This window comes from Bacillus sp. EB106-04-02-XG92 (assembly GCF_058791995.1).
In genome coordinates this window covers 831,677-844,606 of record NZ_JBYTEA010000001.1, presented here as the reverse complement: position 1 = coordinate 844,606, position 12,930 = coordinate 831,677, and the positions used below count along the sequence as shown (strand labels likewise).

At 35.7% G+C, this 12,930-nt stretch carries 11 protein-coding genes; 9 read left to right on the top strand and 2 right to left on the bottom strand.

Annotated elements, in window-relative coordinates; genetic code table 11:
* Positions 1 to 224: 224 nt before the first annotated feature.
* Positions 225 to 1,343: a sporulation integral membrane protein YtvI gene (gene ytvI / locus AC3WVA_RS04435; protein ID WP_001081377.1), complete on the bottom strand. Its 1,119-nt coding sequence runs from the start codon at positions 1,341 to 1,343 to the stop codon at positions 225 to 227.
* Between the two features lie 420 nt (positions 1,344 to 1,763).
* Here ytvI and AC3WVA_RS04430 point away from each other — a divergent pair, with 420 nt between their 5' ends.
* From AC3WVA_RS04430 to AC3WVA_RS04410, 5 genes are all read left to right on the top strand, one after another.
* Complete coding sequence (locus tag AC3WVA_RS04430) at positions 1,764 to 2,225, top strand: DUF441 domain-containing protein (RefSeq protein WP_000625507.1); 462 nt, start codon at positions 1,764 to 1,766, stop codon at positions 2,223 to 2,225.
* A gap of 387 nt (positions 2,226 to 2,612) precedes the next feature.
* Entirely contained in the window at positions 2,613 to 3,761 is a 1,149-nt protein-coding gene (citZ, locus tag AC3WVA_RS04425; protein ID WP_492321794.1) for a citrate synthase, read from the top strand.
* 160 nt (positions 3,762 to 3,921) lie between these two features.
* Positions 3,922 to 5,214 (top strand): NADP-dependent isocitrate dehydrogenase, encoded by a 1,293-nt coding sequence (gene icd / locus AC3WVA_RS04420; protein ID WP_000206898.1) that lies wholly within the window; start codon positions 3,922 to 3,924, stop codon positions 5,212 to 5,214.
* A gap of 19 nt (positions 5,215 to 5,233) precedes the next feature.
* Complete coding sequence (mdh, locus tag AC3WVA_RS04415; RefSeq protein ID WP_000153232.1) at positions 5,234 to 6,172, top strand: malate dehydrogenase; 939 nt, start codon at positions 5,234 to 5,236, stop codon at positions 6,170 to 6,172.
* Positions 6,173 to 6,388: 216 nt separating this feature from the next.
* Entirely contained in the window at positions 6,389 to 6,862 is a 474-nt protein-coding gene (locus AC3WVA_RS04410; RefSeq protein ID WP_098344569.1) for a MaoC family dehydratase, read from the top strand.
* A 56-nt stretch (positions 6,863 to 6,918) separates the two neighbouring features.
* On the opposite strand, the gene AC3WVA_RS04405 is transcribed toward AC3WVA_RS04410, so the two are convergent.
* Positions 6,919 to 7,050 (bottom strand): hypothetical protein, encoded by a 132-nt coding sequence (locus AC3WVA_RS04405; protein WP_001238013.1) that lies wholly within the window; start codon positions 7,048 to 7,050, stop codon positions 6,919 to 6,921.
* A 100-nt stretch (positions 7,051 to 7,150) separates the two neighbouring features.
* Between AC3WVA_RS04405 and AC3WVA_RS04400 the strand changes: the two genes are divergently transcribed.
* The 4 genes from AC3WVA_RS04400 (at position 7,151) to polA (ending at position 12,928) form a co-directional block, all read left to right on the top strand.
* Positions 7,151 to 7,387: a hypothetical protein gene (locus AC3WVA_RS04400; protein ID WP_098344570.1), complete on the top strand. Its 237-nt coding sequence runs from the start codon at positions 7,151 to 7,153 to the stop codon at positions 7,385 to 7,387.
* A gap of 148 nt (positions 7,388 to 7,535) precedes the next feature.
* Positions 7,536 to 8,255 carry a two-component system response regulator PhoP gene (gene phoP, locus AC3WVA_RS04395; RefSeq protein ID WP_001065225.1) on the top strand — a complete coding sequence of 240 codons (720 nt, stop codon included), beginning with the start codon at positions 7,536 to 7,538 and terminating at the stop codon, positions 8,253 to 8,255.
* Positions 8,248 to 10,011 carry a sensory box histidine kinase PhoR gene (gene phoR / locus AC3WVA_RS04390; RefSeq protein WP_492321793.1) on the top strand — a complete coding sequence of 588 codons (1,764 nt, stop codon included), beginning with the start codon at positions 8,248 to 8,250 and terminating at the stop codon, positions 10,009 to 10,011. The genes phoP and phoR overlap by 8 nt, the downstream gene beginning before the upstream one ends.
* A 283-nt stretch (positions 10,012 to 10,294) precedes the next feature.
* On the top strand, positions 10,295 to 12,928 hold the full coding sequence (polA, locus tag AC3WVA_RS04385; RefSeq protein ID WP_142320920.1) for a DNA polymerase I: 2,634 nt from the start codon (positions 10,295 to 10,297) through the stop codon (positions 12,926 to 12,928).
* Positions 12,929 to 12,930 lie beyond the last annotated feature (2 nt).

Genomic DNA, 12,930 nt, shown 5'->3' with positions numbered 1-12,930 from the left:
ATAAAAAGTAATAAATGTAAGTAATAATTATAAAAATAATAGAATAAATATGTAAAAATACCTCGAAATATACATTTTCTATGCAAAAAACAAGAAAACTATCCTTTTTGGGGTTCCGTTCTCTTGTTGTGTGTGATGAGTATGAAAAATAAGTACAAGGAATAATCAGTGGGAAATTCCCACTGATTATATGTAAGTTTTTGTTGTATATGAATTAGAAACTATTATTTTGAAGGTGAGCCTTTAATATATTTCCACAAATCATGGAATACACGAGCTTTGTGCAATGTATTAAGTAGTACTAAGGTGACTGGACCGATGATTAATCCTAAAAAGCCAAAGAGTTTAAAGCCGACAAATAGAGCGATCAGTGTTGCTAATGGATCGAGGCCTATATTAGAAGAAAGTACTTTAGGCTCCATAATTTGTCTTTGGACAATCACGACGATGTATAAAATGAGAAGACCAATGGCGAAAGCAGTGTCGCCAGTGAAAAATACGTATATAACCCAAGGAACGAAAACAGCTCCTGTTCCTAAATACGGGAGTAAATCTACAACCCCTGTAATAATCGCGATAGTAATGGCGTATGGTACGCGTAATATTAACAGTCCGATTAGTACAATGACAGTTGTCATAGATACGAGTGTAAGTTGTGCTTTAACAAAACCGAATAAAGCTTTTCTTAAATCGACAAAAATCGTTTTTCCGTAGCCATGAACACGGTTGGGTAAAAATTTTCTTACTTTCTGAGCAAGACGATGCCAATCGTAACTAATGAAGAAAGTGGCTAATAAAACGAATACAAGTACAGTTAAAGTTGTTGGTAATGCACTAATGAAATTTGTTAATCCACTTATAATAGCGGTTAAAAGTTCTTTCATTTGCGTCGTTGCTTCTGTTCCTAAGTTTTGAATGTTTTGTGTAATCGTATAGCGCTGTGGTTCCCCAAGATGATTAAATTTAGAAATTAAATCATCATAGAGAGGCATAATATGATTAAGTGCAAATTGCTGAGCAAATGCAACGATATCCGGAAATTTTACTGTAACAAGTTGTAGTAAGTATGTTGTAGCAGATATGGCTTCTGTTACAAGGTATGTAACGAGTCCGACGATAGCTCCGAATACGAGAATTAAGCTAACGAGTACTGCGAGTGCGCGAGGAAATTGTAGTTTTTGATTAAGGAAATTGACGACAGGATTAATCAAATAAGCAAATGCGAAAGCGATAATAAAAGGGTAGATAAGTCCTGACATATATAGTAATGCATAGAATCCGGCTACCGTCGCTACAATGACAAATATGAGTCGCAATATCATATATAGTAAGTTTCGATTCAAAGATGTATACCTCCCATTCCAATTTGGATTATCCTAATTCGTTCAACTTATAACGAGTGTGCCTCACTGATTAAAGTTTCACTTTATGTTATAGTGGAATGATGGATTTTTCCTGCTTTTTCAGTACGTGAATGACTGGGAAAGCTTGGTGTTGATGCTTCTACTATATGGTAAAAACTTCATTTTCTCTTCTTTTTATTTTACCTGTTTCTTATTAGAAAAGAAAGGAGAGACGACCGTTTTTAAAAATGTATACATGTTTACATTTTGATGGTGAAAGTCTCAGTTTTTCATTTTGAAATACGTAAAAAAATGAAGTGGTTTATGTTGAATAGGCATCGATATAGCATGTATAACGATAGGTTTAAAGGTATTTTTATTTGGAAATGAGTTCATTATTTTCAGAAAGGAAGTGTAAACATGATTAGTCAGTCAACGTTATTTTTATTCATACTACTTATTATAGGACTTATTGCGAAAAATCAATCGCTAACTGTAGCTATTGGTGTGTTATTTTTATTGAAATTTACGTTTCTAGGAGATAAAGTTTTTCCATATTTACAAACGAAAGGAATTAACCTCGGTGTTACGGTTATTACAATAGCAGTACTCGTACCGATCGCGACGGGGGAGATAGGTTTTAAACAACTTGGGGAAGCAGCGAAATCGTATTATGCATGGATTGCTTTAGCTTCAGGGGTAGCGGTTGCTTTGTTAGCGAAAGGCGGCGTACAATTATTGACGACGGATCCTCATATTACAACTGCGCTCGTTTTCGGGACAATTATAGCGGTTGCTTTATTTAATGGAGTTGCTGTAGGCCCGTTAATTGGGGCTGGAATTGCCTACGCAGTGATGAGTATTATACAGATGTTTAAATAAGGAATTTTATAGTAATATAAAAATTTTGAATTCTTTCTGTTCACAAAAGTCAGATAATTGTTTATAATAGGATTAGAAACTTTGAAAAGTTACATAACAGCCGAGACTTTACACCAGATAAAATAAAAACAACATAAAACAATTTTATAATGATATTGTTTTATGTTGTTTTTATCATAAAACTCTTCGGAATTAATTTTCCTCACTAACTTGTTGTTTTGAGCGTGAGGATTCGGGGAGACATTCACGCTCATGCTTTCCATGTAAACAATGGACAATAAGAGGGGAACATCGCAACAAATTTGCATGATCGTGCATTTTGCTTGCCTAAAGAGTGAACGGGCGTTCATAATTCAAAAGGGAAGCAAATAGATATAAGGAGCAAGGTTGGGAGAATTTTCAGGAAAAGGAGAGAATGTCATGACTGTTATTCGAGGTTTAGAAGGGGTAGTAGCAACAACATCATCTGTGAGCTCTATTATTGATGATACATTAACTTATGTTGGGTATAATATTGATGATTTAGCTGAGAATGCTACATTTGAAGAAGTAGTATACTTATTATGGCATCGCAAGCTTCCTAACGAACAAGAACTAGAGAAATTTAAAGGGACTGTATCGGAATACTATAAAGTGCCAGGTGAGATTTTAACATATTTAAAACAAGTAGATTTAAAAATCGCACATCCGATGTCTGTTTTACGAACTGCAATTTCCATGCTATCATTATACGATGAGAGCGCTGAAATTATGGATGAAAAGTCCAATTATTTGAAAGCGGTTAAATTACAGGCTCAAGTGGGAACTTTAGTTGCTGCTTATGCAAGAATTCGTAAAGGTTTAGATGTTGTTGAACCTAGAAATGATTTATCGTTAGCTGCAAACTTCTTGTACATGTTAAATGATCGCGAGCCAAATGAAGTTGAAATTGAAGCTTTTGATAAGGCGCTTGTACTTCACGCAGATCATGAGTTAAACGCTTCTACATTTACTGCGCGCGTTTGTGTAGCTACACTTTCAGATATATATTCTGGTATTACAGCAGCAATCGGTGCGTTAAAAGGTCCTCTTCACGGCGGGGCAAATGAAAATGTAATGAAGATGTTAACTGAAATTGGCGAAGAAGAAAATGTAGAATCATATATTCATAATGCTCTTCAAAATAAAGTGAAAATCATGGGCTTTGGCCACCGTGTATATGAGCAAGGTGATCCACGTGCAAAACATTTACGTGAAATGTCCAAGAGATTATGCGTGCTTTTAGGAGAAGACAAATGGTATAATATGTCTATCAAAATTGAAGACATTGTAACAAAAGAAAAAGGTCTTCCACCAAATGTTGATTTCTATTCAGCTTCTGTATACCATTGTTTAGGAATTGACCATGACTTATTTACACCTATCTTTGCAATTAGCCGTATGTCAGGCTGGTTAGCTCATATTCTAGAACAATATGAAAACAACCGTTTAATCCGTCCACGTGCTGATTATAATGGACCAACACATCAAGTGTACGTTCCAATTGCACAAAGATAAGCGAAAAACACTATTTTGATAGTGAAAATACGCTTTTAAAAGTCTGATTTTTTCGGAAAGATGTAATGATTAGAATATTTTAATTTGACTAACGGTTTGAACTGAGGGGTTATTCCCTCAGTTTCATACATATGAAATTTCAAACATGGGGGTTATCACATTGACGACAGGTGAAAAAATTACTGTAACTAATGGTGTTATGAATGTACCAAACAATCCGATTATTCCATTTATTGAAGGAGATGGAATTGGTCCTGATATTTGGGCAGCTGCATCTCGAGTACTAGAAGCGGCAGTTGAAAAAGCTTATGATGGTGAGAAGAAAATTGTTTGGAAAGAAGTGCTTGCAGGGGAAAAAGCATTCAACCAAACAGGCGAGTGGTTACCAGAAGAAACTTTAAATTTAATCCGTGAGTATTTAATCGCGATTAAAGGTCCACTTACAACTCCAGTTGGCGGTGGTATTCGTTCTCTAAACGTAGCACTTCGTCAAGAATTAGATTTATACGTATGTCTACGTCCAGTTCGTTATTTTGAAGGTGTTCCTTCACCTGTAAAACGTCCGGAAGATACTGATATGGTTATTTTCCGTGAAAATACAGAAGACATTTACGCTGGAATTGAATATGCACAAGGATCTCCAGAAGCAGAAAAAGTTCTTGCTTTCTTAAAAGAAGCAATGGGTGTTAATAAAATCCGCTTCCCAGAAACATCTGGAATTGGTATTAAACCAATCTCAGAAGAAGGGACAAAGCGTCTTGTTCGTGCTGCAATTCAATATGCAATTAACGAAAAACGCTCTTCTGTTACATTAGTTCATAAAGGAAACATTATGAAATTTACAGAAGGTGCTTTCAAAAACTGGGGTTACGAAGTAGCGGAACAAGAATTCGGCGACAAAGTATTTACTTGGGCTGAATATGATCGTATCGTTGAGAAAGATGGTAAAGATGCAGCGAATAAAGCGATGGCAGATGCTGAAGTGGCTGGAAAAATCATCGTAAAAGATTCTATTGCAGACATCTTCCTACAACAAATTTTAACTCGTCCACGTGAGTTCGATGTTGTTGCAACAATGAACTTAAACGGAGACTACATCTCTGATGCACTTGCTGCACAAGTAGGTGGAATTGGTATTGCACCTGGTGCAAACATTAACTATGTAACTGGACATGCTATCTTTGAAGCTACACACGGTACAGCTCCAAAATATGCAGGTTTAGATAAAGTAAACCCATCTTCAGTTCTTCTTTCTGGTGTATTATTATTAGAACACTTAGGATGGAACGAAGCTGCGAAATTAGTAACTGCTTCTGTTGAGAAAACAATTGCTTCAAAAGTAGTAACTTATGATTTCGCACGCTTAATGGAAGGTGCAACAGAAGTGAAATGTTCTGAGTTCGCTAATGAACTTATTAAAAACATGGATGTAGCGATAATCAAAAACGCATAATTAAAGCGGGGGGTAAATTATGACAATCAAACGCAAGAAAGTTTCAGTCATCGGTGCAGGATTTACAGGAGCAACAACAGCATTCTTATTAGCACAAAAAGAACTTGCAGATGTTGTATTAGTGGACATTCCACAACTGGAAAATCCAACAAAAGGGAAAGCGTTAGATATGTTAGAAGCGAGCCCAGTACAAGGTTTTGATGCTAACATTATTGGAACATCTGATTACGCAGATACTGCTGATTCTGACGTTGTTGTGATTACAGCGGGTATTGCGCGTAAACCTGGTATGAGCCGTGATGACTTAGTAGCAACAAACTCTAAAATTATGAAAAGTATTACGCGCGACATTGCAAAACATTCACCAAATGCAATTATTGTTGTATTAACAAATCCAGTTGATGCAATGACATATTCTGTATTTAAAGAAGCAGGATTCCCGAAAGAGCGTGTTATCGGTCAATCGGGCGTATTAGATACAGCTCGTTTCCGTACATTCATCGCACAAGAATTGAATCTTTCTGTGAAAGATATTACAGGATTTGTTCTTGGTGGACACGGTGACGATATGGTACCTCTTGTACGTTATTCTTATGCAGGTGGAATTCCGTTAGAAACGTTAATTCCGAAAGAGCGTTTAGAAGCAATCGTAGAACGTACCCGTAAAGGTGGCGGCGAGATTGTAGGCTTATTAGGAAACGGTAGTGCATATTACGCACCAGCTGCTTCTTTAGTTGAAATGACAGAAGCAATATTAAAAGATCAACGCCGTGTATTACCGGCTATTGCGTACCTTGAAGGTGAATATGGTTATAGTGACCTTTATTTAGGGGTACCAGTAATTTTAGGTGGTAACGGAATTGAAAAAATTATTGAATTAGAACTTCTTGCAGATGAAAAAGAAGCGTTAGATCGCTCTGTAGAATCTGTACGTAATGTTATGAAGGTTCTTGTTTAATAATTAAATATAAGTAGAAAAAGATTCGGGGCCCCGAATCTTTTTCTACTATATATGCAAATGTTTTTTTGAAATAATATGAAAACGCTATCATTTGGTGTATCCTATAATGAAACTATAGATTTATACTATACATTGCCCTCATCATAGTAAATTTCGGATCAAGTATCGCTTTTAGTAGGATAATAAGGTGAAAAAATCGGAGGGGGTTGTAACATGTTAAAGAAAAAAGTTCAAATTGGTCGTAAAATGGATGAAATTACAGTAGGAGAGAAATTATCTATCACTGAAAAAATTGAGGATAAAGATTTGTTATTGTACTTAGGTTTAACGAATGATGCCAATCCATTATATATTCAGCATGATTACGCATCCCAAACTCCGTATGAAAAGCCGATTGTACCAAGCATTATGCTAACTGGAATGATTACAACGGCAGTTACGAAATATTTACCAGGTCCAGGTAGTCATATTACGAGAAAGGACCTTACGTTCGTGAAGCATGTTCACCATTATGAAACGTTACAAATCCACTTTGAAGTTGTGGCTGTTTCTGAGGAGGAGCATACAATTGATCTGCTTGTATCTGCTCATGATGAAAAAGGAGAAACGGTTGTAAAAGGTTCATTAACAGTAACGCCGCCTTTCAAATCAGTTTCTATTATGGAAAAAGCATTAGATAATTTTTAAAAAGTAAAAATGTGAATAGCGCTAGCATACCTTTCTATAAGGGAGCTAGCGCTATTTTAGTTAAAGAATCCCTGTGAGAATCCTTCAGCGAAATCTGAACAACCTGTTTTAATCGTATCCCAGCTTGGGGCGTTGAATGTAAGAATACACGTTACTATTAAAGATAGAATAGGTAGTAATAGTCGCATAATAGAGTCTCCTTATCTTTTATATATGGATTTTTAGATTAACAATTTTTACTATATCGTGATTTAATAATTTAAGTCAATGAAAGGAGTGGTTTTTTAGATGAAATGGAAAAGAGAAGATGTTATTTTTGAAACGATAAGAGAAGCTGAAGTGTGGGCGGACGGGGTCGCGAATGAAATGTATGGAAGAGTATTTGGTGGATATGAAACGCCGGACTATAAAATAGCGTATGCTCTTTCGTTTTTACTAGCGCAAAATCGAGAATTCAATATTCATACGGAAGTAGAATGGAATGAAAATATAGAAGTATATAAAGTATGGATAACAACACGTTAATTGGAGTGAATGAGTAATAACGATAGAACAATCTGAATCCATGTATAGACAATTATATTGAGAGGGACCTTGTTTTCTAGTATGATGAGAATAACGGGGAAAATACTAGGATGAAGAAGGTTTCAAGTCTATAACTTGGAGGAAAAGAATGAACAATCGTATTTTAGTAGTTGATGATGAGGAGTTTATCTTAACTTTAATTGAATTTAATCTACAACAAGCTGGGTTTGAAGTAATAACAGCGATGGATGGAGAAATGGCGCTTCAAAAAGCGACAACAGAACGCCCAGATTTAATTATATTAGATTTAATGCTTCCAAAAATGGATGGTATGGAAGTGTGTAAAGAATTACGATTGCAGCGCGTTATGACGCCGATTTTAATGTTAACAGCAAAAGATGATGAATTTGATAAGGTGCTAGGTCTTGAACTAGGGGCGGATGATTATATGACGAAGCCGTTTAGTCCAAGGGAAGTTGTGGCACGTGTGAAGGCGATTTTGCGCCGTACGAAATTGCAACAAGAAGAGCAAGTTACAGAATCATCAGATGAAGAAAGTATCACAATTGCTGAGCTTAAAATTTTACCAGAGTTTTATGAGGCTTATTTCCAAGGAAGAAAGCTTGAATTAACACCAAAAGAATTTGAATTACTTGTTTATCTTGCGAAAAATAAGAGTCGTGTGTTGACACGTGATCAATTATTAAGTGCTGTATGGAATTATGATTTTGCTGGTGATACACGGATTGTTGACGTTCATATTAGCCATTTGCGCGATAAAATTGAACAAAATACGAAAAAACCGACGTACATTAAAACGATACGTGGTTTAGGATATAAATTAGAGGAGCCAAAAGGGGATGAATAAATTTCGTTCCAGGCTTCTTTTTACATTTGTTTCTCTTATTGTTTTTATTTTAGTAGGACTAGGTTTATTGTTGGAAACCGTATTTGAAAACTATTATATAGATCATGCAAAAGAGAGAATGGTAAAAGAGACAGAATACGTTGCTGTATTAGCAGCAGAACAAGGTTTTGATGATGTTTTAAAAAATCCGTACGTATTTGAAAAGTTAGAAGAAAAAATATCAGCTTCTATTATATTTTTGGATGAAAAAAAGAACATTCAATATAGCGGAGGAGAACAGTCTGCGTTTAGCCAAGGGATAATGAAAGAACTTTCTTCTGAAACGACAAAACAAAGAAATAAAGTCATTACGAAAGAAACAGATCAAAATAATGAATTTTATCATGCAGTGTTCGTGCAAGATGTAGCAGGGAAACAAGGTTACATTTTGGTGAAAAGTACAATTGAGCCTTTGAAAGCTGTTCATCAAAAAACGTGGGGATTATTAATTATCGGATTTGTTATTGCGTGTCTTGTAGTCGTATTTTTAGGTATGAGAATTACAGGGCAATATATTAGGCCGATTGAATCCGTTACGAAAGTTGCTATCGAATTAGCGAAGGGCAATTATAAAGCACGCGCTTATGAAAGTCATTCAGATGAAACGGGAATGTTAAGTAAGGCGATTAATATTTTAGCTCGTAATTTACAAGAGATGACACTTGAACAAGAAATGCAACAAGATCGTCTGCATACGTTAATTGAAAATATGGGAAGTGGAATGATTTTAATTGATAGCCGCGGTTATATAAACCTTGTGAATCGTTCGTATAAAGAAACTTTCCACGTAACAGATGAAGAATATTTAGATCGTTTATATTATGAATCGTTTCATCATCCAGAAATTATAGAGCTTGTGGAAGAAATCTTTATGACAGAAGTGAAAGTGCGTAAACAAATGTTATTACCACTTGGAATTGAGCGAAAGCATTTCGAAGTATATGGAGCACCGATTATCGGGACGAACCATGAATGGAAAGGGATTGTCCTTGTATTCCATGACATTACTGAGTTAAAGAAGTTAGAACAAATGAGAAAAGACTTTTTAGCGAATGTTTCTCATGAACTAAAGACGCCGATTACTTCTATTAAAGGTTTTTCAGAAACGCTCTTGGACGGTGCTATGGATAATAAAAAATTCTGCGAACATTTCTTACACATTATTTTAAAAGAAAGTGAACGCATGCAAGGGTTAATTGAAGATTTATTAGATTTATCAAAGATTGAGCAACAAGGATTTAAATTGAGTATGGGAACCGTCGATATGAAGGGACTTCTTGAAGACATTCATATGGTGCTTGATAACAAAGCGGGAGAAAAAGAAATCTCTTTACAAGTAAATGCGCTAAAACGAGTCTCTGTCATTGGAGATCCAAGTCGTTTAAAGCAAATCTTTATTAATTTAATTAATAATGCAATCGTATATACGCCGGCTGGAGGCGTTGTTTCTGTAGAATTAGCAGAAGATAAATATAATGCTTATATAAAAGTTTCGGATACTGGAATTGGTATTAGTAAAGATGAAATTCCGCGTATTTTTGAACGCTTTTACCGAGTGGATAAGGCGAGAAGTAGAAATACTGGTGGTACAGGCCTTGGATTATCGATTGTAAAGCATTTAGTCGAGGCGCATCACGGTACGATTACAGTGGATAGTGAAGTTGGGGAAGGGACAACATTTATAGTTGTTTTACCAAAATCAGCAACTGAAAAATAGGATGAAGGATGTTTACAATATATTAACAATGGCTTAATTAAATATTAATAAAGCTCTGTTAATATAATACATGAAAACCCCTTCATCCAAGGAGTAATTTTGGACGAGAATAGTTATGCTGTTCTCGTCACTTCCCTTTTATATTAGTAAACGTTTTTATATATGATAGAAAATAGCCGTTATTTTTCTTCTCTCTATTAGTCATGTTAATATAGAGAGAGGAAAGGAACGGTTTTTTTCTGTGAAAAAAATCATTTCAAATTTGCATGGGGAGGTTTCTGATTTGGAAAAAAAGGTCGTATTAGTAGATGGTAATAATATCGCGTATCGTGCTTTCTTTGCACTACCGCTTTTAAATAACGACAAAGGTATACATACGAACGCAATTTACGGTTTTACAATGATGTTAATGAGAATATTAGAGGAAGAAAAACCGACGCATATGTTAGTAGCGTTTGATGCGGGGAAAACGACATTCCGTCATAAAACGTATAGTGATTATAAAGGAGGACGTCAAAAGACTCCACCTGAATTATCAGAGCAATTCCCGTTTATTCGTGAGATGCTGGATGCATTCAATGTACCGCGTTATGAGCTTGAAAATTATGAAGCGGATGACATTATGGGAACGTTAGCGAAAGAAGCGAGTGAACAAGGAGCGAATGTAAAAGTTATTTCAGGAGATAAAGATTTACTTCAACTTGTTTCTGATAACACGCTTGTATGTATTCCTCGAAAAGGGATTACGGAAGTAGATGAATATACGAAAGAAGCTTTATTTGAGAAATACAGCTTATCACCAAAGCAAATTATCGATATGAAAGGTTTAATGGGAGACCAATCAGATAATATTCCAGGTGTACCAGGAGTTGGTGAAAAAACTGCGATTAAATTGTTAACACAGTTTGGAACGGTTGAAGAAGTGTATGAAAATATAGATCAAGTAAGCGGGAAGAAATTAAAAGAAAAACTGGAAGCAAATAAAGACCAAGCTCTTATGAGTAAAGATCTGGCAACTATTATTACAGATGCGCCGATTACAGTGCATGTGGATGATATGGAGTATAAAGGGTATGAAGCAAGTGATGTCATTCCGATGTTTGAGAATTTAGGGTTTACATCTCTTTTAAATAAATTAGGTGTTACGCCAGAAGAAACGGCTCCAGCTGAATTAGATGATATTACATTTGATATTGTGGAAGAAGTTACAGATGAGATGCTTCAGCAAGATAGTGCGCTTATTGTTGAAGTGCAAGAAGATAACTATCATAAAGCAGACATTCAAGGTTTCGGTATTCAAAATGAAAATGGCTGTTATTTTATTCAAACAGACATGGCTCTTAAGTCAGACGCTTTTAAAGAGTGGCTTGCAGATGGAGAAATGAGGAAGCATACATTTGATGCGAAGCGTGCGATCGTTGCACTGAAATGGAACGGTATAGATATGCAAGGGATTGATTTTGATCTATTAATCGCTGCTTATTTACTTGATCCGGCTGATACGGATAAAGATTTTCGTACTGTAGCGAAAATGAAAGAAACGCATGCTGTGAAATCTGATGAAGAAGTTTACGGAAAAGGTGCGAAGCGCGCTGTTCCAGAGCTAGACGTAGTAGCGGAGCATGTAGCTCGTAAAGTGCATGTATTATACGATGTAAAACAAACATTCGTTGAAGAGTTAGAAAAGAATGAGCAATATGAACTGTTTACCGAGTTAGAATTACCACTTGCACGTGTATTAGCTGATATGGAAGTGAAAGGTGTAAAAGTTGATACAGAGCGTCTTCGTAATATGGGAGAAGAGCTTGCAGGTAGATTAAAGGAAATGGAACAGGAAATTTATAAGCTTGCGGGAACAGAATTTAATATTAATTCACCGAAGCAGCTTGGTGTTATTCTGTTTGAGAACTTAAACTTACCAGTTATTAAAAAGACGAAAACAGGTTATTCTACGTCAGCTGATGTACTAGATAAGCTGATGGATCACCATGAAATTATTCCAAACATTTTACATTACCGTCAATTAGGGAAACTAAACTCAACGTATATTGAAGGTTTATTAAAAGTTGTACATGAAGACACATCTAAAATCCATACTCGTTTCAATCAAGTATTAACGCAAACGGGCCGATTAAGTTCAACGGATCCAAACTTGCAAAATATCCCGATTCGATTAGAAGAAGGAAGAAAGATTCGTCAGGCATTCGTTCCATCAGAAGAAGGATGGATTATGTACGCAGCGGATTATTCACAAATTGAACTTCGTGTATTAGCTCATATTGCAAATGATAAAGGGCTAGTTGACGCATTCCAACATGACATGGATATTCATACGAAAACAGCTATGGATGTATTTGGCGTTGAAAAAGATGAAGTGACTTCAAATATGAGAAGACAAGCGAAAGCTGTTAACTTCGGAATTGTGTATGGTATTAGTGATTATGGTCTTTCACAAAACTTAGGAATTACAAGAAAAGCAGCAGCGGAATTTATTGAAAAGTATTTAGAAAGTTTCCCTGGTGTACAAGAATACATGGATGACATCGTAAAAGATGCGAAGCAAAAAGGATATGTGGCTACATTATTAAATCGCCGCCGTTACATTCCGGAAATCACGAGTCGTAATTTCAATTTACGTAGCTTTGCTGAGCGTACAGCTATGAATACGCCAATTCAAGGTACTGCAGCAGATATTATTAAAAAAGCGATGATTATTATGGCAGATCGTTTAGAAGAAGAAGGATTACAAGCTCGTCTTCTTCTGCAAGTACACGATGAATTGATATTTGAAGCACCAAAAGAAGAAATTGAAAAATTAGAGAAGCTTGTACCAGAAGTAATGGAGCATGCAATTGAACTCGCAGTTCCGCTAAAAGTTGATTATTCTTACGGTCCAACTTGGTACGACGCAAAATAAGG